Source organism: Sphingomonas sp. SUN039, from assembly GCF_024758725.1.
Taxonomy (GTDB): domain Bacteria; phylum Pseudomonadota; class Alphaproteobacteria; order Sphingomonadales; family Sphingomonadaceae; genus Sphingomonas_O.
This window is the reverse complement of sequence record NZ_CP096972.1, coordinates 2436920-2458670: the sequence shown is the minus strand read 5'-3', so window position 1 is coordinate 2458670 and position 21751 is coordinate 2436920. Positions and strand designations below refer to the sequence as shown.

The 21751-nt window shown below is 63.4% G+C and carries 23 protein-coding genes; 22 read left to right on the top strand and 1 reads right to left on the bottom strand.

What is annotated here, in order from left to right; genetic code table 11:
- Window positions 1-36: 36 nt before the first annotated feature.
- From M0209_RS11905 to M0209_RS11835, 15 genes are all read left to right on the top strand, one after another.
- Window positions 37-2535, top strand: coding sequence for a TonB-dependent receptor (locus M0209_RS11905; protein WP_258888482.1), 2499 nt, complete (start codon window positions 37-39; stop codon window positions 2533-2535).
- Window positions 2532-3245, top strand: coding sequence for a DUF3108 domain-containing protein (locus M0209_RS11900; protein WP_258888481.1), 714 nt, complete (start codon window positions 2532-2534; stop codon window positions 3243-3245). The genes M0209_RS11905 and M0209_RS11900 overlap by 4 nt, the downstream gene beginning before the upstream one ends.
- Window positions 3242-4471: an MFS transporter gene (locus M0209_RS11895; RefSeq protein ID WP_258888480.1), complete on the top strand. Its 1230-nt coding sequence runs from the start codon at window positions 3242-3244 to the stop codon at window positions 4469-4471. Before M0209_RS11900 ends, M0209_RS11895 begins: the two co-directional genes overlap by 4 nt.
- Window positions 4471-6012 (top strand): FAD-binding oxidoreductase, encoded by a 1542-nt coding sequence (locus M0209_RS11890; RefSeq protein WP_258888479.1) that lies wholly within the window; start codon window positions 4471-4473, stop codon window positions 6010-6012. The genes M0209_RS11895 and M0209_RS11890 overlap by 1 nt, the downstream gene beginning before the upstream one ends.
- Window positions 6013-6038: 26 nt before the next feature.
- Window positions 6039-6506, top strand: a complete 468-nt coding sequence (locus M0209_RS11885; RefSeq protein WP_408988234.1) for an endonuclease domain-containing protein — start codon at window positions 6039-6041, stop codon at window positions 6504-6506.
- The gene (locus M0209_RS11880; RefSeq protein WP_258888478.1) at window positions 6503-7528 is read left to right on the top strand and encodes a nitrilase-related carbon-nitrogen hydrolase; all 1026 of its coding nucleotides are present in this window, start codon (window positions 6503-6505) and stop codon (window positions 7526-7528) included. The genes M0209_RS11885 and M0209_RS11880 overlap by 4 nt, the downstream gene beginning before the upstream one ends.
- Window positions 7525-8769 (top strand): class I SAM-dependent methyltransferase, encoded by a 1245-nt coding sequence (locus M0209_RS11875; RefSeq protein WP_258888477.1) that lies wholly within the window; start codon window positions 7525-7527, stop codon window positions 8767-8769. The genes M0209_RS11880 and M0209_RS11875 overlap by 4 nt, the downstream gene beginning before the upstream one ends.
- Window positions 8770-8838: 69 nt before the next feature.
- Window positions 8839-9189: a BREX-1 system adenine-specific DNA-methyltransferase PglX gene (locus M0209_RS11870; RefSeq protein ID WP_258888476.1), complete on the top strand. Its 351-nt coding sequence runs from the start codon at window positions 8839-8841 to the stop codon at window positions 9187-9189.
- Window positions 9190-9243: 54 nt separating this feature from the next.
- A complete protein-coding gene (gene thrS, locus M0209_RS11865) occupies window positions 9244-11235 on the top strand; it encodes a threonine--tRNA ligase (RefSeq protein WP_258888475.1) in 1992 nt (663 codons plus the stop codon).
- Between the two features lie 59 nt (window positions 11236-11294).
- The gene (locus M0209_RS11860; RefSeq protein ID WP_258888474.1) at window positions 11295-12530 is read left to right on the top strand and encodes a putative DNA modification/repair radical SAM protein; all 1236 of its coding nucleotides are present in this window, start codon (window positions 11295-11297) and stop codon (window positions 12528-12530) included.
- Window positions 12531-12597: 67 nt separating this feature from the next.
- A complete protein-coding gene (locus M0209_RS11855) occupies window positions 12598-13434 on the top strand; it encodes a DUF2971 domain-containing protein (protein WP_258888473.1) in 837 nt (278 codons plus the stop codon).
- A 77-nt stretch (window positions 13435-13511) separates the two neighbouring features.
- A complete protein-coding gene (locus M0209_RS11850; RefSeq protein WP_258888472.1) occupies window positions 13512-14441 on the top strand; it encodes an ABC transporter ATP-binding protein in 930 nt (309 codons plus the stop codon).
- Window positions 14438-15214: an ABC transporter permease gene (locus M0209_RS11845; protein WP_258888471.1), complete on the top strand. Its 777-nt coding sequence runs from the start codon at window positions 14438-14440 to the stop codon at window positions 15212-15214. The genes M0209_RS11850 and M0209_RS11845 overlap by 4 nt, the downstream gene beginning before the upstream one ends.
- A gap of 42 nt (window positions 15215-15256) precedes the next feature.
- Window positions 15257-15745, top strand: a complete 489-nt coding sequence (locus tag M0209_RS11840) for a hemerythrin domain-containing protein (protein ID WP_258888470.1) — start codon at window positions 15257-15259, stop codon at window positions 15743-15745.
- A gap of 23 nt (window positions 15746-15768) precedes the next feature.
- Window positions 15769-17112, top strand: coding sequence for a UdgX family uracil-DNA binding protein (locus tag M0209_RS11835; protein ID WP_258888469.1), 1344 nt, complete (start codon window positions 15769-15771; stop codon window positions 17110-17112).
- A gap of 95 nt (window positions 17113-17207) precedes the next feature.
- Here M0209_RS11835 and M0209_RS11830 read toward each other — a convergent pair whose 3' ends face one another.
- Entirely contained in the window at window positions 17208-17462 is a 255-nt protein-coding gene (locus tag M0209_RS11830) for a hypothetical protein (RefSeq protein WP_258888468.1), read from the bottom strand.
- 132 nt (window positions 17463-17594) lie between these two features.
- Here M0209_RS11830 and M0209_RS11825 point away from each other — a divergent pair, with 132 nt between their 5' ends.
- From M0209_RS11825 to M0209_RS11795, 7 genes are all read left to right on the top strand, one after another.
- Window positions 17595-18167, top strand: a complete 573-nt coding sequence (locus tag M0209_RS11825; protein ID WP_258888467.1) for a NifU family protein — start codon at window positions 17595-17597, stop codon at window positions 18165-18167.
- Between the two features lie 22 nt (window positions 18168-18189).
- Window positions 18190-18777: a malonic semialdehyde reductase gene (locus tag M0209_RS11820; protein ID WP_258888466.1), complete on the top strand. Its 588-nt coding sequence runs from the start codon at window positions 18190-18192 to the stop codon at window positions 18775-18777.
- Complete coding sequence (tsaB, locus tag M0209_RS11815) at window positions 18774-19385, top strand: tRNA (adenosine(37)-N6)-threonylcarbamoyltransferase complex dimerization subunit type 1 TsaB (protein WP_258888465.1); 612 nt, start codon at window positions 18774-18776, stop codon at window positions 19383-19385. Before M0209_RS11820 ends, tsaB begins: the two co-directional genes overlap by 4 nt.
- Window positions 19382-19837: a ribosomal protein S18-alanine N-acetyltransferase gene (gene rimI / locus M0209_RS11810; RefSeq protein ID WP_258888464.1), complete on the top strand. Its 456-nt coding sequence runs from the start codon at window positions 19382-19384 to the stop codon at window positions 19835-19837. The genes tsaB and rimI overlap by 4 nt, the downstream gene beginning before the upstream one ends.
- 109 nt (window positions 19838-19946) lie before the next feature.
- Window positions 19947-20369, top strand: coding sequence for a MucR family transcriptional regulator (locus tag M0209_RS11805; protein ID WP_258888463.1), 423 nt, complete (start codon window positions 19947-19949; stop codon window positions 20367-20369).
- Window positions 20370-20431: 62 nt separating this feature from the next.
- Window positions 20432-20854, top strand: coding sequence for a Fur family transcriptional regulator (locus tag M0209_RS11800; RefSeq protein WP_258888462.1), 423 nt, complete (start codon window positions 20432-20434; stop codon window positions 20852-20854).
- A complete protein-coding gene (locus M0209_RS11795; protein ID WP_258888461.1) occupies window positions 20826-21746 on the top strand; it encodes a 1-acyl-sn-glycerol-3-phosphate acyltransferase in 921 nt (306 codons plus the stop codon). The genes M0209_RS11800 and M0209_RS11795 overlap by 29 nt, the downstream gene beginning before the upstream one ends.
- Window positions 21747-21751: the final 5 nt, after the last annotated feature.

Sequence of the window (21751 nt, the reverse complement as noted above, 5' to 3'; positions counted from 1 at the left end):
CGTTCAAGATGGGCGCATCCATAGGGAGCTTCGATCATGCTGGGGACTTCACTGAAATCCGGAGTTGCGTTCATCGCGCTTTTGGCCGCTGCGCCGCTCTTTGCCCAAACACCTGCTGACGAGAGCGAGGGCGTCACCGACATCGTCGTCACCGCGCAGCGCCGCGCGGAGAAACTGCAGGACGTGCCGATTTCGATCTCGGCATTTTCGTCGGACCAGCTCCGCGCACAGGGCGTGTCGAGCGCGCTCGAAATCGGACAGTTCGTGCCCAATCTAGTTGCCCAGAACAACACCGGCCTGGGTTCGGCCAATGCCTATTATCTGCGCGGTCTAGGCAATACCGAAACCATCCCGACCTTCGATCCGCCGGTCGGCACCTATATCGACGATGTGTTCATGTCGCGGCAGAACGCCAACAATTTGAACCTGTTCGACGTCGAACGCGTCGAAGTGCTGCGCGGGCCGCAGGGTACCTTGTTCGGACGCAACACCACGGGCGGCGCGATCAACGTCATCCTGCGCGAGCCCGGCAAGGAATATGGCGGCTATGTCGAGGCGGGCTTCGGGCGCTATAACAAGATGCTGGTCCGGGCCTCGGTCGATGTGCCGCTCGCGCCGACATTCTCGGTCAAGATCAGCGGTTACGCGCAGAAGGACGACGGGTACGTCAAGAATGTGACGACCGGCGAGACGCTGAACGACGATACCGGCTGGGGCGCGCGGATCGGGCTGCGCGGCGAACTCAGCCCCGATATCACATGGAATGCGAGCTACGCCCATATCGCCGCCAATGGCGAGAATATCTTGAACTTCGCCTGCAATCCCGTCGTACCGACGCAGTGCAATGGCCGTTACGCGACGACGGGCCTCAGGATCGGACAGAACGGCTCGCAATTTGCGGGGCTGGCGGTACCGATCCAGGGACGCAAGGCCAATTTCCAGCTCGGCAATTTCACCGATACCGACCTCGTCACGTCGAAGCTCGACTGGAACATCGGCAAGGCGACGCTGACCGCGATCACCGGTTTCGTCTACCAATCGCAGCGTTACGCGCTCGATTTCTACGACGGGCGCTCGGGGCCGACGCTGACCCAGCCGTTCCCGGCGGTACTCGGTTTCCCGCGCGGCGGTTTCACGATCATCAACGACGGCAAGTCGGACCAGTTCAGCCAGGAGGTCAAGGTCACCGGAACGCTGGGCGACAAGCTGATCGATTATGTGGCGGGGGTCTATTACATCAAGGAGAATGTGAAGACCGACTTCGCCGATGTCTTCGCCAACACGCTGACGCTCGGCGACCGCGTTCTCAAGAACACGACCGAGGCGATTGCGGGCTATGTCCAGGCCGACGTCAATCTGGGAATGCTCAAGCTGACCGCCGGCATCCGCTACACCGACGAGATCAAGACGATCAGTTTCAGCGACAACCGCCCGGCCTGTGCGGTCGCGGTCCCGGCGACAACGTGTTTGTTCGACCAGAATTTCTTCGTGCCCGCCAATGGCGTGACGGTGCTGACCAACCAGCCGATCCCGCTGCGCCAGCAGGCAAAGGTCTGGACGCCGCGTGTGGCGATCAACCTGAAGCCGACCGACGACATCCTGCTGTTCGTCTCGGCGACCAAGGGCTTCAAATCGGGCGGCTGGAACGCGCGCGGCTATACGCCGTCGGGGGTCTTGCCGTTCGGGCCGGAAAAAGTCTGGAGCTATGAAGCGGGCATCAAGGCGGAGCTGTTCGACCGCAAACTGCGCGCCAATATCAGCGTGTACCGCATGGACGTCACCGACCTGCAAACGCTGTCGGGCATCGTCAATCCGACGACGGGCGCGATCAGTTTCGTCACCCGCAACTTCGCCGATTACCGCAACACCGGCGTCGAGGCGGAATTCACGCTGGTGCCGATGCGCGGGCTGAACCTGTTTGCCAATTTCGGTTATTCGAACGACAAATATCTGTTGCAGGCGAACGCGCCTGCATTCGACCAGTACGGCATCCAGTCGGTCGCGGGGCAGCTCGCCGCGTGTCAGGCGGCGCTGGCGGCGGGCAAGGTCGCGGGCGGGCCGAACGTCCCCGCGACGCAGCCGTCGATTGCGGCGTGCGCGGCGGGCATCGTCACCGCGCAGGGAACGCTGGCCTCGCCGGTCCGTACCCCCGACTGGACGATTGCACTGGGCGGCAATTACCGCGCCGAACTCGGCAACGGCATGTCGCTGGTGCCCTCGATTGCGGCGAGCTATCGCTCCGACCAGCAGGTCGCGACGTCGAACCTGACGATCTATACCGGCGGCATTACCGGCACCAACGGCACCTTTACCTACAATCCGAACAGCGGCACGCCGGTGATCGGATCGTTCAGCAAGGCGGCATGGCTGGTCAATGCAGGGCTGGCGCTCAACGGCATGGACGACCGCTGGCAGCTGTCGGTGCAATGCACCAACTGCTTCGACAAGGCCTATGTCCAGTCGGCGCTGGTCAACACCACCTACCTCAATCCGCCAATGTCGTGGCAAATCCGCGCGCGGTATAATTTCCGGTGAGTTTCGCCGCACTGCCGAGGATGCGCGGGCGGGTCGAGTATATCGCCCGCGCCAACGGCGAAGTCTGGGGGTTCGAGGACTGGTCGATCACGCGCGGCGCCGACGGTCTCCGCGTGTTTTCGGCGCATTGCGAGATGAGTTTCGGCAAGGACGAAGTGGTCCGCGATAACACCCTGTCGGTGCACCCCGATTTCCACCCGCACGACGCCTACGTCCGCATCATGAACAAGGGCAGCGTCACCGGCACCGGCTGGTTCCGCTTCACCGATACCGAGGCCGAATGCGAAAGCTGGAGCGTGGATTACGGGCGGATCAGCCAGCGCTGCCCGATTTCACGCCCGACGCGCGGTTTCGGCGTCCATGCGGTGCAGGGCGACGGCTGGCTGGCGGCGACATTTCCCTATGACAAGGGACCGGGCCACACCCAGTTCTTCGGGCGCAACCTTATCCATTCGCTCCACCATTTCGGCGCGACGGGACCGTTCATCCACACCAGTGGCAGCGGATTGCGCTATGTCGGCGACGAGACGGTGACGGTGAAGGCAGGCACCTTCGACTGCTTCCGTGTTGCGTTCGTCGGCTTGACCAACGATCATCCCGCCTATGACATGTGGCTGACCCGCGACGGCGAGTTCATTTACGTGAAGGGCGAAGTGGAGGGTTATATGGACTCGACATTCGAACTGGCGTCGCTGGAGCGCAACGCTTGAGCGAGTTCGGCAAAGGCTGGAAAGTTCTGGTCGCCGCCTTCCTCGGCGTCATGTGCGGCGCTTCGCCGATCCCCTTCAACATTCTGGGGCTGTTGTTCGCGCCGCTGCAGGCCGAATTCGGGTGGGACAGGTTTCAGGTAAGCGCAGGAATTACGGTCTTCGGCATCATTGCGTCGCTGATGGCCCCCGTCTTTGGCTGGCTCGCTGACCGGCACGGCGTCCGCAAGGTCGCAATCTGGTCGCTGGTCGCTTTCGCCGCTTCGTTCGCGGCGATGTCATTGACGCCCGCGTCACTGATCGGTTTTTATGCGCTTTGGGCGCTGGTCGGGTTGGTCGGCATTGGCTCGACCCCCGTCACCTGGAGCCGCGCGATTAGCCTGTGGTTCGTCAGGAATCGCGGCCTTGCGCTCGGCATCATGCTGATCGGCACGAGTGCCGCCGCTTTCGTTGTCCCGCAGCTCGCAGTATGGGCGATCGCCAATTACGGTTGGCGGCAGATGTTTTTGATCGTGGCAATGCTGCCGCTGCTGGTGGCGCTGCCGGTTGCGCTGGCCCTGTTCCGCGAGCCGCGCGCCGACGAACGGCCTGCCGCACTTAGCACGAGCGACGGTGCGGTTGCGGGCATGACCTTTGGCGAGGCGGTCAAAACGCGGCAATTCTGGACGCTTTGGGGTTCGATCTTCATCATCGCGATGGCCTATGGCGGGGCGCACATTCACATGATTCCGATTGTGATGGACCACGGCTTCGACGCCAAAACGGCGGCGGGCATGATGGGGATCGTCGGGCTTGGGCTGTTGGTCGGGCGTATCGGCGTCGGCTTCCTGCTCGACCGCATCTGGGGACCGGCGGTAGCGTTTCCGGTGCTGTGCCTGCCTGCGCTTGCCTGTTATTTGTTGATGGGCACCGCGAGCGACCTCGGCATGATCAGCGCTGCGGCATTCTTATTGGGCTTCGCGGCGGGGGCTGAAAGCGATCTGATCGCGTTCCTTGCTGCGCGCTATTTCGGGATGGCGCATTTCGGGCGCATCTACGGGATGTTATATATGCCGTTTGGATTGATGTCCGCGATCTCACCTCTCATCTACGGCTATGTTCGCGTTACGGCCAAAAGCTACGATCCGATATTGATGGCCGCATCGGTGCTGTTCGTTCTCGGCGGGGCGTTGCTGCTGACGATGGGGCGATATCCGGGGGATGTGAAGCTCAAGGAGGCCCTTGCATAATGGCCACGCTCGCCGAACCGCGCCTTGAAAATCGTTTTCCCGCCGGGTCGCTGATCACCGACGCCGCCGAATGCGCGTTCTATGCCGAGGACGTGTTTGCCGCAGGTCCCGTGCCCGCAGGTGTGTTTCGCCCTGGCAACATCGACGAACTGTCAGCGGGGCTGAAGGTCGCTGCCGCAGCAGGACTGGCCATCGTTCCGCGTGGTGGCGGCATGTCTTACACGTCGGGCTACGTCGCGGCAGAGTCGGGCGCGCTGATCGTCGATACCGGGCGCATGACCCGTATCCTTGAGATCGACGAGACCGACATGACCGTGACGGTCGAGGCGGGCGTGTCCTGGGGTGCTCTCTACGAAGCGCTGCACCCGCGCGGGTTGCAGACGCCGCTGTGGGGAACGCTTAGCGGTATCAAGGCGAGCGTCGGCGGCGGCATGAGCCAGAACGGGCTGTTCTGGGGCGCGGCACGCGGCACGATATCGGGAACCGCGCTAAGCATGGACGTCGTGCTTGCCGACGGCAGCGTCGTGCGAACGGGTAATGGCTTCCTGCGCCCCTATGGACCCGACCTCACTGGTCTGTTCGCGAGCGACGCGGGTGCGTTCGGGGTGAAGGCGCATATCACCCTGCCGTTGATGCGCGCTGCGGAGGCGTTTTCTTACGGCAGTTTCGCCTTCGACGCGCCCGCGCAATATTGCGCGGCGATGAGCGAGATCGGGCGGTCCGGGCTGGCCAGCGAGAGCTTCGGCTTCGACCCGTTTCTGCAAGCCCAACGCATGAAGCGCGACAGTCTTGCCACCGACGCCAAACAGCTCGTCGGCATGATGAAGTCGCAGGGGGGCTTCTGGAAAGGTTTGAAGGAGGGCGCAAAAGTCGTCGTGGCGGGGCGCAGCTTCCTCGACGAGGCCAAATTCTCGATCCACCTGATTGCCGAAGGACTGACGCAGGCCGAAGCCGACGAGCGGATGCGGCGGATCGATGCGATTGTGGAGCGCGCTGGCGGGCGCAAGGTCGAGAACACCATCCCCAAGGTGCTGCGCGCCAACCCCTTCCCGGCAGTCAATTCGATGGTCGGGCCGGACGGCGAACGCTGGGTGCCGGTGCACGGCATCGTGCGGCATTCCAAGGCGCTGGGCGTGATCGAGGCGATTACGGCGTTGTACGAAGCGAACGCCGCCGACATGGAGCGGCTGGGCGTCGGCGCGGGCTATATGTTCCTGACGGTCGCGACGACGGGGTTCCTGATCGAGCCAGTGTTCTACTGGCCGGACGCGCTCGGCGAAATCCATCGACGGTCGGTCGAACCCGCGCATTGGGCAAAGCTGAAACGCTTTCCCGCCGAGCCGCAAGCGCGCGCATTGGTCGAAAAACTGCGCGCGGCCGTGATCGGGATCATGCAGGCGGCGGGCGGGATGCACTTCCAGATCGGGCGCACCTATCCGCTGAAGGCGGGTAGCGATCCGCGCGGGTGGCGCATCCTTGAGGCGATGAAGGTCGAGGTCGATCCGGAAGGCCGGATGAATCCGGGGGCTTTGGGGCTGTGATAAGGCGTGCCTATTCTTCCCTCTCCCTGAAGGGGAGAGGGACAGGCGCGAAGCGCCAGGGTGAGGGGAACGACGTTACGATAAGAGGCAAGACCCCCGACCATATCCTGACCCGCTCGCGCCAACTCCGCCGGGATATGACCGAGGCGGAAGAACACCTTTGGCATCGAGTTCGCGATCGCCGCTTGGGGGGCTACAAGTTTCGCACCCAGGCACCAATTGGCCCTTACTATGCGGATTTTCTGTGCTCGAAGGAACGGCTCGTGGTCGAACTCGACGGGAGCCAACATGTCGATGACAAGGATCATGACGACAACCGGACTGCTTTTCTTGCTCGCCAAGGATATCGAGTGATCCGTTTCTGGAATAATGATGTGCTCGCGCGGACGGACGAAGTGCTCGACGCCATTCTGGCTGCGCTGAGGGCCCCTCACCCTGCGGCTTCGCCGCTGTCCCTCTCCCCTTCAGGGAGAGGGAAAGGGGACATGTCATGACCTACGCCGCCGTCGCTATGCAGCTTGCTGCGCGGTCCGCCATCAACGCCGCCGATCCGCGCGCCGCGATGCTGGCGCACATCGGTGAGGTCGCGGGGCGGCTGCGCGGAGCGGCGATCTTTATCGAGCAATATGGCGGCGCGCCGGTCAAGCTCGCGGTGCTGCCCGAATATCTGTTCACCAGCTACCCGGCGCGCGTCTCGATCCCCGATTTTGCGGCGAAGGTCGGCTGGGCGGCGGACGGGCCGGAGTATGAGGCGCTGGGCAAAGTCGCACAGGAACTGGGTCTGTTCGTCGCTGGCAATGCCTATGAGACCGACACGCATTTCCCCGGCCTCTATTTTCAGGCGAGTTTCGTCATTGCGCCATCGGGCGATGTCGTGCTGCGCTATCGCCGCCTCAATTCGATGTACGCGCCGACGCCGCACGATGTCTGGTCGAAATATCTCGATATTTACGGGCTCGACGGCGTGTTCCCGGTTGCACGGACAGAGATCGGCAACCTGGCGGCGATCGCGTCGGAGGAAATTCTCTACCCAGAAATCGCCCGCGCCCATGCGCTGCGCGGTGCCGAGATATTCGTACATTCGTCGTCCGAAATCGGATCGCCGCTGCGAACGCCCAAGATGATCGCCAAACAGGCCCGCGCGTTCGAGAATATGGCCTATGTCGTGTCGGCGAATACCGCCGGGATCGATGGTTTTTCGGACGCCGACGGCAATTCGATGGTGGTGGACTGGAAGGGCAATGTGCTCGCCGAGAGCAACGCGGGCGAGACGTTCACCGCCTTTGCCGACATCGATCTCGCCGCCTTGCGCGAAAAGCGGCGTCGGCCGGGCATGACCAATGTGCTGTCGCGCCAGCGGCTCGCCGCCTTCGCGAACACCTATACGACCGACAATCACCAGCGCGCGAACACTTTGCTCGATGCCGACGGGGTTGTCTCGGTTCCGGACCGCGACCATTTCAATCGCGTCCAGGCCGAAACGCTGGAACGTCTGGCAAGGGATGGGTTGATATGAGCGCCACCGATGTTCCCCCGCCATATAGCGCGGTCGCCCGCCACGGCGTGAGTCCGGACGTCGCGCATGACGAGGCCGCGCGGTTCAATTTCCTCGCCAATCTGAACAAGGCGCTCGCCGGGTTCAGCGCGGGTAACAAGCTCGCTTACGATACGCGCGTCCTGCCCGCCTTCGAGGCCGAACACGGCCGCGCGCCCAAGGACCGGTTCGAAATTCGCCACGCGATGAACCGCGATCCGTGGCACCGCTACTGGTCGGCGCTGAAGCGCAATTCGATGGAAATGCGCCAGCAGAACGGGCGGTCGATGGTGCTGCGCCAGTTGGACGAACTCGATGCCAAGGCGCGGCAATATAACGAGGGGCGCGATACGCTCGTGCTGGACCCGTCGGTTGCGGTGCCGCGCTATCAGTCCGCCATCGATATTCATTGCATGCCGGGGAGCTATCACGGCGAGGAGCGGCCGGGCGACGTCTCGGCGGGCGCAAACTACGATTGCGGGATTTTCGCGACGACCGGCGGCGGCCTCGGTGCACTCAACGACGGCGGCGGGGCGGCGCTGGTCGACTGGATCAGGCGCGAACGCCCCGGCTGGGTGCCGAAACGTATTCTCGATATCGGTGCGACCATCGGCCATAACATCGTACCGCTGGCGCTCGCCTTTCCCGACACCGAAGTGATCGCCATCGATACGGCGGCACCCTCGCTGCGTTACGGTCATGCCCGCGCACAGTCGCTTGGCGCGTATAATCTGAAGTTCGTGCAGATGAGCGGCGAGGATTTGTCCGCCTATCCCGACGGCCATTTCGACTGGGTGCAGACGACGATGTTCCTGCACGAATTGTCCGGCACCGCGCTGCCGCGCGTGATCCGCGAGGGCGTCCGCGTGATGGCCCCCGGCGGGCTGATGCTCCACCTCGAACAGCCGCAATATTCGGACGACATGCCGCTGTACGAACAATTCATCCGCGACTGGGACGCGTTCAACAACAACGAGCCATTCTGGTCGGCGATGCACGCGCTCGACCTGAAATCGATCATGGTCGAAGCGGGACTGCCGCGCGACAGCCTGTTCGTGACGGGCGTGCGCGCTGTCGTCGACGAGGAGATTTTCCCGCGCCAGGACACCGGCGTCGAAGACCATGGCCGCGCGGCAGTGTGGAGCGCCTATGGGGCGTGGAAACCATCTTGCCCTCTCCCTGAAGGGGAGAGGGTCGACTTGCGCGAAGCGCAAGCGGGGTGAGGGGATGATGGAGTGTTCCCTCACCCTGGCGCTTCGCGCCTGTCCCTCTCCCCTTCAGGGAGGGGGAAATTGGTAGACTGGATCGCCCGCGCCGGGGCCAAGGCCAAGGGCAAACGCCCGCAGTATTTCGAAGACCCCGCTGTCGATCGCACTTTGTCGATTGTCATGGCCATCGCGGGCGAAGTTGCTGTGCTGCGCGAGCGGCTTGATACGGTCGAACGCCTGCTCGATGCCAAGGGCACGATCAGCCGTGCCGATATCGAGGCTTACACGCCCGACCGTCAGGCAGGCGCGGAACGCGGGCTGCTCCACAAGGAATATCTCGCGCGCATCCTGCGCGGCGTGCAGCAGGACATGGAGGCGATGGCCGAGAAAGGGCCGAGCGTCGAGGAGCTCAGCCGCGAGCTGCGCGACCTGTAAACCCATTGCGGCACCGGCTTGCCCGTGCGTTGCCGCGCGGGCATAGGCGCGCACATGTCAGAGATGCTCAAGATCGCCCTGCCCGATGGTTCCGTGCGCGAAGTTGCGCGCGGCACGACCCCCGCCGATATTGCAGCGGCCATCGGGCCGGGACTGGCAAAAGCGGCATTGGCGGCGCGCGTCGACGGCGAACTGCGCGATCTGGGTCGCCCGCTGGAGGCCGATGCGACGCTCGCGCTGGTGACGGCGCGCGACGAGGCTGATGCGCTCGAACTCGCCCGCCACGATTACGCGCATGTGCTGGCGGAGGCGGTGCAGAACCTTTTCCCGGGGACGCAGATCACGTTCGGGCCGTCGACCGACGACGGCTTTTATTATGACTTTGCGCCGAAGGATCGCCCGTTCACCGACGAGGATCTGCCCGCCATCGAAGGCGAGATGCGCGCGATTATCGCCCGCAACGAGCCGCTGGTCCGCGAAGTGTGGGACCGCGACGACCTGATCGCGAAATGGCAGGCCGAGGGCGAGGCGTTCAAGGCCGAATGGGCCGCCGAGCTGCCGCAAGGCGAGGAACTGACCGTCTATCGCGCGGGCACCTGGATGGACATGTGCCGGGGGCCGCATCTGCCTTCGACGGGGAAGCTCGACCCCGCCGCGTTCAAGCTGATGCGCGTGTCGGGGGCCTATTGGCGCGGCGACCAGAACAATCCGCAGTTGAGCCGCATCTATGGCACCGGCTGGCTCAACAAGAAGCAGCTGGCCGAGCATCTGACGCGGCTCGAGGAGGCCGCCAAGCGCGACCACCGGCGGCTTGGGCAGGACATGGACCTGTTCCATTTGCAGCAGGAAGCGCATGGCAGCGTCTTCTGGCATCCTCACGGCTTCACGATCTGGCGCCAGCTCGAATCCTATATGCGCCGGGCCATCGACGCGGCGGGCTATCGCGAGGTCAAAACCCCGCAGGTGATGGACGCGCGCCAGTGGGAGGCTTCGGGGCATTGGGGCAAATATCGCGAGAATATGTTCGTCATTCCGGACGAGGTGCCGAACACCGAGGATGAAGGTCCGGTGATCAGCGGCGACGCCGACTGGATGGCGCTGAAACCGATGAACTGTCCCGCGCACGTCCTGATCTTTCGCCAGGGGATCAAGTCGTACCGCGACCTGCCGCTGCGCCTCTACGAACACGGCTGCTGCCACCGCAACGAACCCCACGGCGCCCTCCACGGCCTGATGCGGGTGCGCCAATTCACGCAGGATGACGCGCATATCTTCTGCCGCGAGGACCAGATCGTCGAGGAGGCGCGCGCATTCTGTGCGCTGGCCGATCGCATCTACAAGGATTTCGGCTTCAGCTATGCGGTGAAGCTCGCGCTGCGGCCCGAGAAGCGTTTCGGCAGCGAGGCCGACTGGGACAAGGCCGAGGCCGAACTGCGCGAAGCGGTCGCACGCGCGGGGATGGCAAATGCCGAGTACGGCTGGGAGGAACTGCCGGGCGAAGGGGCGTTCTACGCGCCGAAGCTCGAATGGCACCTGACCGACGCGATCGGGCGCACCTGGCAGGTAGGGACGCTCCAGTCCGACCGCGTGCTGCCCGAACGGCTCGACGCGAGCTACGTGGGCGAGGATGGCGGCAAGCACCGTCCGGTGATGCTCCACCGGGCGATCTTCGGATCGTACGAGCGGTTCATCGGCATTTTGATCGAACATTATGCGGGGCGCTTCCCGCTGTGGCTCGCGCCGGTGCAGGCCGTAGTCGCGACCATCGTGAGCGATGCCGACGGCTATGCGGGCGAAGTGGCGGCGGCGCTGACGGCGGCGGGGCTGAGGGTCGAAACCGACATCCGCAACGAGAAGATCAACTACAAGGTGCGCGAGCATTCGCTGGCGAAGGTGCCTCAACTGCTCGTCGTCGGGCGGCGCGAGGCAGAGGAGCGCACGGTGGCGATCCGGACTTTGGGCGAAGAGGGGCAGCGGGTGATGTCGCTCGACGAGGCCGTGGCCATGCTGCGCGCCGAGGCGGTGCCACCGGACCTCCGGCCTTAAGTTTTTCAAACCCCTGTAAATTTCTCGACAGAGCCTGTTTCGGAACATATACCGAACACATGGCCCAGCTCGACGTCCGGCAGAAGCTCGAAATCCTCGCCGATGCGGCGAAATACGATGCGTCGTGCGCCTCGTCGGGGACGAGCAAGCGCAATTCGAAAGACGGCAAGGGGCTGGGGTCGACCGAGGGCATAGGCATCTGCCACGCCTATGCACCCGACGGACGGTGCATTTCGCTGCTCAAGATCCTGCTGACCAACAGCTGCATCTTCGACTGCCATTATTGCATCAACCGCAAGAGCAGCAACGTCCGCCGCGCGCGCTTCACCGCGAAGGAAGTCGTCGACCTCACCATCGCCTTTTACAAGCGCAATTACATCGAGGGACTGTTCCTGTCGTCGGGCATCATCGGCAGCTCAAATTATACGATGGAACAGATGGTCGAGGTCGCGCGGTCGTTGCGCGAGGACTATCATTTCCGAGGCTATATCCATCTGAAAACGATCCCCGATGCCGACCCCGAACTGGTCGAGGCGGCAGGGCGGCATGCCGACCGCGTGTCGATCAATGTCGAGCTGCCGACGGTGGGCGGGCTGAAGCGGCTCGCACCCGAAAAATCGGCAAGCCGGATCGAAGGCGCGATGGGGGCAATGAAGACCTCGATCATTGACGCGCGCGACGCGACCAAGAAATACAAGTCCGCGCCGCGCTACGCCCCCGCCGGCCAATCGACGCAAATGATCGTGGGGGCGGACGCCGCGACCGACAGCGATATCGTGTCACGCGCGAGCGGCCTGTACGACGCATTCGGGATGCGCCGCGTCTATTACAGCGCGTTCAGCCCGATCCCCGATGCGAGTGCGGTGCTGCCACTCAAACGCCCCCCGTTGATGCGCGAACACCGGCTGTACCAGTCCGACTGGCTGATGCGCTTTTACGGCTTCGCACCGGGCGAAGTGCAGGCCGCGACCACCGACGGCATGCTCCCGCTCGACATCGATCCCAAGCTCGCCTGGGCACTCAAATTCCGCGAGAGCTTCCCCGTCGACATCAACCGCGCGCCCAAGTCGATGCTCCTCCGCGTCCCCGGCCTCGGCACTAAGGCGGTTGCGCGCATCCTGACGACGCGCAAATGGCGGCGGTTGCGGTTGGACGATGTCGGCAGGTTGACCGTGTCGGTGGCGAAGGTGCGGCCGTTTATCGTAACCGAGGACTGGCGGCCGACAGTGCTATTGGACCGGGTCAATCTGCGGGAGGTGGTTGCGCCGAGGGCGGAGCAGATGGAGTTGTTTTGAGCAGCGGCTCGTTTTGGTGACACGACTAGGGTAGGGAGCGATAAAGACAATTGGAGGCGGATGTTTTATGGTGAGCCTGAAATCACCCGATAAAGAAAAGCCGCCGCGCGAAATTAGCCACTATACAACACTTGAAGGCTTGAAAGGGATAGTTGAATCTGGCTCCCTTTGGGCTTCCAATGCCTCGTTTTTGAATGATCGTGCAGAACTTGAGCACGCCCTGAGCGTGTCAGAGCGAGTCATACAAAAGTTGTCTTCGGAGACGACATTGAAGGCTTGGTCCTCAATGCTGAAACGCGTTTTCAAAGAGCTGAACGATGGAGAACGACCCAATACCTACGTTGCTTGTTTCTGTCGGGATGACGACAATCTCAGCCAGTGGCGTGGATACGGTGGTACTGAACAGGGTGTCAGTATCACATTCGGTCGGGCAAGCCTGGCTGGCCGCTTGAAGTCCGACGAGGCAAAATTCCTCCGAGTGAGCTACTCAAAATATTCCACCGTAAACAAGGTTCATAGCGCTCTTGAAGAGCAGCTAAGCGCGATCGCTGACCTCGACGATTTAGTGGGTAGCCTGACCGCCGCGGAAAAATATGACGAGCTGCGCTCACGGGTTTCGGCATTGCTGCCGCGCTTCAAACATATCGGTTTTCAAGATGAGCGAGAATGGCGCTTTGTGATTCAGCGGAAAGTCGATCCTTCGGCCCTCCAATTTCGGGTTTCCAAAAACAAGATTGTGCCTTTCATCGTCGTCGGCAGCAGCTCCGAGCGGTTGCCGATCACTGCCGTGCGGATCGGGCCTGGACCCGATCAACTTTTGACCGCCAAGAGCGTTCAGGCGTTTCTAGCTGCAAGGGGCTACGACGTGCCAGTCAGAACTTCAGAAGTGCCTTTCAGACCATGATGTTTATCGATGCAGCCGGTTCGAAGCTTAACTTTGCCGAACTAGACGAGCGTCAGCCATAAGTTAAAGCCCCCACCATGCCCCCCATCCTCTCCATCACCGCCCTCTCCAAAACCTATGCGGGCGGCCATGTCGCGCTCGACGACGTGTCACTCGACATCGTGCGGGGGGAGATTTTTGCGTTGCTCGGGCCGAACGGGGCGGGGAAGACGACGCTCATTGGCGCGGTGTGCGGGCTGGTGAACCCCACCGGTGGGACGATCGCTTTCGACGGCATCGACATGCGCGACGGATGGCGGGCGGCGCGGGGGCGGATCGGGTTGGTGCCGCAGGAGCTGGCGACCGACATGTTCGAGACGGTCGGCGACACCGTCGCTTTTTCTCGCGGGCTGTTCGGCAAGCCGCGTTCGCCCGGGACGGTCGAGCGTGTGCTCAAATCGCTGTCGCTGTGGGACAAGCGCGACGCGAAAATCATGCAATTGTCGGGCGGGATGAAGCGCCGCGTGCTGATCGCCAAGGCGCTGGCGCACGAGCCCGACCTGCTGTTCCTCGACGAGCCGTCGGCGGGCGTGGACGTGGAACTCCGCCGCGACATGTGGGCGATGATCGGGCGGCTGCGTGATGACGGCGTCACCATCATCCTGACCACGCATTATATCGAGGAGGCCGAGGAAATGGCCGACCGCATCGGCGTGATCGACAAGGGCAGACTGATCCTGGTCGAGGAGAAAGCCGCGCTGATGGCAAAACTCGGCAAGTCGGAAGTGGTGGTGGGCCTCGCCGCGCCCATCGACGCGCTGCCGGGCGTGTTCGACGACTGGCCGGTGACGCTGAGCGAGGATCGGCAGAAGCTGACCTACGCGGTCACCGCCGAGGAGGCCGAAACGCGCGGTGTCGCCAAATTCGTGAAGGCACTCGACGCGGCGGGCGTCGATTTCACGACGCTCGACACGCACCGGTCCTCGCTCGAAGACATATTCGTCGATCTGGTGGAGAAGCGGGCATGAACGCTTTGAGCGTAAATTGGCACGCGATCCGCGCAATCTACATGTTCGAGCTCGCGCGCTTCCGCCGCACGCTGTTCCAGTCGATCTTCACGCCGGTGCTGACCACCTCGCTCTATTTCGTCGTGTTCGGCTCGGCCATCGGCGGGCGCATGGCCGAGGTCGGCGGAGTGCCGTACGGCGCGTTCATCATCCCCGGGCTGATGCTGCTGACGGTGCTCAGCGAAAGCATCTCGAACGCGAGCTTCGGTTTCTACATGCCGCGCTTCACCGGCACGATCTACGAAGTGCTGTCTGCACCCATCGGCGCTGTCGAGACGGTGATCGGCTATGTCGGCGCGGCGGCGACCAAGTCATTCATTCTCGCGCTCATCATCCTGGCCACCGCGCGGCTGTTCGTGCCGTTCCATATCGAGCATTCCATTTGGGCCGCGGTATTCCTCGTGCTCATCACGGTCAGTTTCTGCCTGTTCGGCTTCATCCTCGGCTGCTGGGCCGACGGGTTCGAGAAATTGCAGGTCGTGCCGCTGATGATCATCACGCCGATGACGTTTCTGGGCGGCACCTTTTATTCGATCGACATGCTGCCCGAACCGTGGCGGACGGTGACGTTGTTCAACCCCATCGTCTATCTGGTGAACGGGCTGCGCTGGACCTTCTACGGCAAATCGGACGTGAACATCGGCGTCGCGGCGGGGATGCTGGCGCTGTTTCTGGTGGCCTGTATCAGCGTGATCGCCTTCATCTTCCGCACGGGATGGCGGCTGCGGACCTAATTCGCGGATCGACCGTTCCTCTGCCGAAACAGGAGGACCCCCATGGCCAGCGCCAGCATCTTCGACGATCTGAAAGCCGATCACGACCGTCACCGCGAATTGCTCGCTGAAATCGCAGACGCCGCGGGCGATGCGGACAAGCGGGCAGAGCTGATCGAGGCGTTCCGCGTCGATGTGTCGGGCCACGCCGCCGCCGAGGAGCAGTCGCTCTACGCGACGATGCTCGCCGATCCCGAATTGCAGGAGGAAGCGCGCCACTCGGTCAGCGAGCACAAGGAACTCGAGGACATGCTGACGACGCTTTACGGACTCAAGACCGACGGCACGGCTTGGCGGCGCGAGTTCGACAAGCTGCGCACCCGTTACGACCACCATATCACCGAGGAAGAGGAAGAAGTCTTCCCGATGGCGGCGGAGCTGTTGAGCGACGCCGACGAGGCGCGGCTGGCGAAGGTTTTCGAGGCGCGCAAACCGGCCGAGGCGAAGAAGGCGGCAGCGACCGACCCGACCGAGAAGGAGGAGAAGGAATAGCCAGCACGCTCCGTGCTGTTACCTTGTCGGAACCCGACGATTTCGACGGGTGGCGCGATGTCGCGCGGGCGCTGATCCTGAACGGTGTCCCGCCCGAGGCGGTGGTGTGGACGAGCGGCGAAGCGGATTTGTTTGGCGAGGCGGTGCCCACCACCGCCGCAACCGGCACGCTGTCTGTGCCGCGCAATTTCGTCGAGCTGGCACAAAGCGTCGTGTGCCATTCGGACCCCGAACGCTTTGCCCTGCTCTATACGCTGCTGTGGCGGTTGCAGGACCAGAAGGCGCTGATCCACGACCATGCCGATCCATTAGTGCGCCGCTGCGAAGAACTGGCCAAGGCGGTGCGGCGCGACATCCACAAGATGCGCGCCTTCGTGCGGTTTCGCGAACTGAACGGAGTCTATGTGGCTTGGTTCGAGCCCGATCACCACATCGTTCGCGCCAATGCAGGATTCTTCGTCCGCCGCTTCACAAGTATGAAATGGTCGATCCTGACGCCCGAAGTGTCGATCCATTGGGACGGCAAGAAGCTGACGGAGGGGCCGGGGGCGTCGAAGGCGGACGCGCCCGATGGCGATCCGGTCGAGGAGGTGTGGAAGACCTATTACGCCAGCATCTTCAACCCCGCGCGGGTGAAGGTCGGCGCGATGCTCAAGGAAATGCCGCGCAAATACTGGAAAAACATGCCCGAAACCGCGTTGGTGCCGCAGCTATTGGCAGCGGCACAGGCACGGGAAAGCGGCATGATCGAACGGGCACAGGAACGCGGTGGCAACAGCGTGATCGCGTGGGACGCGCTGCGCGAGGAAGCGCTGGGCTGCACCCGTTGCCCGTTGTGGAAGCCCGCGACGCAGACGGTGTTCGGCGAGGGGCCGGTCGACGCGCCGCTGATGTTCATCGGCGAGCAGCCGGGGGATCAGGAGGATCTGGCGGGTCGTCCCTTTGTCGGGCCTGCAGGGCAGATGTTCGACCGGGCACTGGCCGAGGCCGGCGTCGATCGGACGCGGGCGTATGTCACCAACGCGGTCAAGCACTTCAAGTTCGAGCAACGGGGCAAGCGGCGCATCCATGCGAAGCCGGGTGCGGGCGAAATCGAGGCGTGTCGCTGGTGGATCGATCAGGAGCGCGACATCGTGCGGCCCCGCGTGACGGTGGCGCTGGGCGCGACGGCGGCGCGCAGCCTGTTCGGCAAGGTCATGACGATCTCACGCGAACGCGGTCGCGCCCTCGAACTGTCCGACGGCGGTGAGGCGTGGATCACGATCCATCCAAGCTATCTGCTGCGGATCGAGGACGCAGGTGCCGCGCGGGAGGAATATGCGCGGTTCGTCGAGGATTTGCGGACGATTGGCGCGCGCCTCGGATGAACGCGCCAAGGGCGGACGGTCCGGCAAGGGAAACGGACCGTCCGCATCTCGCTGCGGTTCTCACCCCGGAACCGGGGCGGTCGCAGTCGAAATAGCTACATTTGCGATGCGGGATGCATCGCCGAATGTCTGGCGCACTGTGCATTCTTCTTAGCGGCTGCGGGCGTCATTTTGGCGCATTTTGCCATTACGGCCTTTTCGGCTTTCGTCATGGGCTTCATCGCGGCCATCTTGTCGCCGGACGCCATCATCGCATCGCCGCTCGACATGGCATCGCCCGATTTCATCTGGGCCAGCGACGGGCCGGCGGCAGCGACAAGGGCAAGGGCCATAACTGCCTTGAGGATCATTGCATCTCTCCATCTGTGCAGGCCGCTTCTTTGCTACCTGTGAAGCGGTTACGAGCGTGCGACATCGCCGGTTACAGATGACGCATGGACCGGGCGCTTGATACATTGCGACTTACAGCCCACATGGCACCCATGCTGATCGAAACCGAAACGACGCCCAATCCTGCGACGCTGAAATTCCTGCCGGGTCGCACCGTCATGGATATGGGCACGCGCGATTTCGCGACGCCCGAGGAGGCGGAGAGCTCGCCGCTGGCTGAGGCGCTGTTCGGGCTGGGCGATGTGACCGGGGTGTTCTTCGGTCATGCCTTTGTGTCGGTGACCGCTGCGCCGGGTGTGGCGTGGGCGCAACTGAAGCCCGATGTGCTGAACGTCCTGCTCGACCATTTTTCGGCGAACATGCCGTTGTTCAAGCCCGCGAGTGCGTCGGGAATTGCGGTCCCTGTCGAAGACAACTTTGCCGATGACCCTGCTGACGCTGACATTGTCGACCAGATAAAGGATCTGATCGAAACGCGGGTCCGCCCTGCAGTCGCGAGCGATGGCGGCGACATCGTCTATCGCGGGTTCCGCGAGGGTAAGGTCTATCTGCAGTTGCAGGGCGCGTGCTCGGGCTGTCCTTCGTCCTCGGCTACGCTGAAGGGCGGCATCGAATCGCTGCTCAAATATTATGTGCCCGAGGTCACCGAAGTCCTCGCTGTCTGATCGCCATTTTTCCGGAGTTCCGATGCCCAAACTCGACGACGCTGCGCTCGACCAGCTGTTCCGCACCGCGCGCAGCTATAACGGCTATACCGACGAACCGGTCACCCGCGCCGAAATGGACGCGATCTGGGAAGTGATGAAATTCGGGCCGACCTCGGCCAACTGCCTGCCCGCGCGGCTGGTGTGGTGCGAGAGCGACGCCGCCAAGGCGCGGCTCGCGGCACATGCAGGCGGGACCAACGGGCCGAAGATCCTCGCCGCCCCCGTGACCGTGATCGTGGGCATGGACATGGAATTCTACGAACAACTGCCCGACCTGTTCCCGCCTGCTGATGCGCGCAGCTGGTTCACCGGAAACGATGCCGTGATTGCCGCCACCGCGATGCGGAACTCGTCGTTGCAGGGTGCCTATTTTATTATGGCGGCGCGGGCGCTGGGCCTCGACACCGGACCGATGTCGGGTTTCGACAATGCCGCTGTCGATGCCGAATTCTTCGCAGGGACGCCGGTCAGGTCGAACTTCATTTCGACGCTTGGGCATGGCGACCCCTCGACCATCTTCGGGCGGCTGCCGCGACCGGGATTCGGGCGCTTCAACACGGTACTGTGAGGCTGCTGGCCATCGAGACGGCGACTTCTGCCTGTTCGGTCGCGCTGATCGAAGACGGGCGCGTCGTTGCATCGGATCATGTCGTCGTCGGGCGCGGGCATGCAGAGCGATTGCTACCGATGATCGCCGCGCTCCCTGACGGCGGGCGCGGCGATGCGATTCTCGTCGATGTCGGCCCGGGCAGCTTTACCGGGATCAGGGTCGGTGTTGCGGCGGCACGCGCGCTGGGTTTTGCCTGGGACGTGCCGGTTGCGGGTTACGCGTCGCTGGCACTGCTGGCGGCGACCGACGGCGGACGCGCGGACACGGTGGTGGCGATCGAGGGCGGGCACGGCGAGCTGTTCGTCGGGCGCTATGGCGGCGATCCGCTGCGCGAGATCGATCCTGTCCGGTCGATGCCGTTCGATGCCGCGGTGTCCGGCATTTGCGCGGACCGGATTATCGGCAACGCGGCGGCGCGCCTCGTTGCCGCCGGCGTGCGGGCCCAGTGCCTAGACATTGCGCCGGACGCGCGGGCAACGATCCTGTTGCCGCCCGGTCTTGCCGCGTTGCCGCCGGTGCCGCTTTACGGGCGGGGAGCGGATGCCAAGCCAATGATCGCGACATGACGGTCATCACCTCGCACGGCATCGAAGGACTCGCCGACGCGATGACAGTCATGGTCAGCGCTTTCGACCCGCAGTTCGGCGAGGCGTGGACAGCGGCACAATGCACCGGTGTGCTGGCGATGCCGGGCGCACATTTGCTGATCGCCAGGAACGCTGCGCCGGTCGGCTTTGCCCTGCTTCGCACGGTAATCGACGAAGCCGAGCTGATGCTGCTTGCGGTCGCACCCGAAGCACGCGGCCAAGGGATCGGCCGGGCCTTGTTGCAGCACAGCATCGACACGGCCACAACATCGAACGCGACAAGTTATTTCCTCGAAGTTCGCAGCGACAATCCCGCCATAGATTTTTACGAAAGATTCGGCTTGCGACAGGTCGGTGTTCGGCGGGACTATTATCGGGCAGGTAACGGAGTTCGGCGCGACGCGCTGACCTATCGGCTGTCCTTGCGCTAAATTTGGACAGCAATAGTTCAGACGACACGCCTATAGCGCCATTATTGGCCGCAGACTCATCTCGCGGACAGTAATGTTCGTCATTTGAAAACAAGGATCGGATTGGCTCATGGCCGACGAAAACGAAATGCAGGAAACCTTCATCACGCTGACCGCCGACATTGTCGCCGCGCACGTCAGCAACAACAGCGTCGCGGTCAACGACTTGCCGACCCTGATTTCCAACGTCCATGGTGCTCTGGCGGCGCTGGCCGGCCCGGCGCCGGTCGTGCCCGAACCCAAGCAGGAGCCCGCCGTCTCGATCCGTTCGTCGATCAAGCCCGACTATGTCGTGTGCCTCGAGGACGGCAAGAAGCTCAAGATGCTCAAGCGCCACCTGATGACGCATTACGGCATGACGCCCGACCAGTATCGCGCCAAATGGGGCCTGCCGTCGGACTATCCGATGGTTGCGCCCAACTATGCCGAACAGCGCCGCACGCTCGCCAAGAGCATCGGTCTCGGCACCAAGGGCCGTCGCAAGGCGAAGTAATCCGCCCCGGCTCCCTGTTAATGCACTTTGCGGCGGCGCAGGCTTCGGCTAGCGTCGCCGCAATGCATCGTAGAATCGATATCGAGGCGCTCTGCGCCGAAAAGGGCCTTCGCATCACCGAGCAGCGGCGTGTCATCGCGCGCGTCCTGTCGGAGGCCGACGACCACCCCGATGTCGAGGCGCTGCACGCGCGGTCGTCGGCGATCGACCCCGGCATTTCGATTGCCACCGTCTATCGCACGGTCCGCCTTTTCGAAGAGGCGGGCATCCTCGAACGTCACGAGTTCGGCGACGGGCGCGCGCGCTATGAAGCCGCCGCCGAGGCGCATCACGATCATCTGATCGATGTCGAAACCGGGAAAGTCATCGAGTTCGTCGATCCCGAGATCGAGGCCCTGCAAAAGCAGATTGCCGAAAAGCTGGGATTCCGGCTCGTCGACCATCGCATGGAGCTCTATGGCGTCGCCCTCGACCGCCCGGCCTGACCGACCCGCTTTCAGTCCGGAACGGCTCGCGGCTGCGGCGGGCAATCCGCCGCCGATATCGCCGATGGGCTGGACCCGGATCGGCGTTCGCGCCACCGGGATCGTGGCGATCCTGCTCCCGCTGATCGTCCTGCATTACCTGTGGCGCGCTCTGCGGCAGTCGTCGCCCTGGCCACGGCTGTTCCTCGGCTGGACCGGCTGGATTGCGGGCGCGCGGGCGGACCGGTCGGGCATCCCCGTTCGACGCAATGTGGTGTTCATCTCCAACCATGTCAGCTGGATCGACATACTCGTCATTGCGGGTGCCAGCGGGAGCGCGTTCGTCGCCAAGGCCGAGATCCGCAACGCGCCGGTGGTCGGCTGGCTGTCGACGCTGAACCGCACCGTATTCGTCACGCGCGAAGACCGTACGGGCGTGGGCGACCAGATCGAGCGGCTCCGCGAGGCGCTGGCCGACACTTGGTCGGTGACGATTTTTCCGGAAGGGACCACCGACGACGGGCGGTCGCTGCTGCCGTTCAAGTCTTCGTTGCTCAAGATCCTGGAGCCGCCACCGCCGGGTGTCGTGGTGCAGCCGTTGATGCTCGATTACGGCGCGGACGGCCCCGACATCGGCTGGCTGGGGGACGAGGCCGGCCAGCACAACGCCTTGCGCGTGCTGGCACGGCCGGGCAGCTTTCGCGTCGGGGTCAATTTTCTCGACCCGTTTTCGCCGGTCGATTTTCCGGGGCGCAAGGCGATTGCTGCCGAGGCGCGGACGCGTATCGAAGCGGCGCTGGCGGCCGTGCTCGGACGAACGGTCGAAACCTTTATCGGTCATGCGGCCTGGGCTTCGGGTATCGCCGGAAGCCTCGACGAAAGCAGTTCAGCTTCGGTGGCGGCGGCGCTATGACAGGC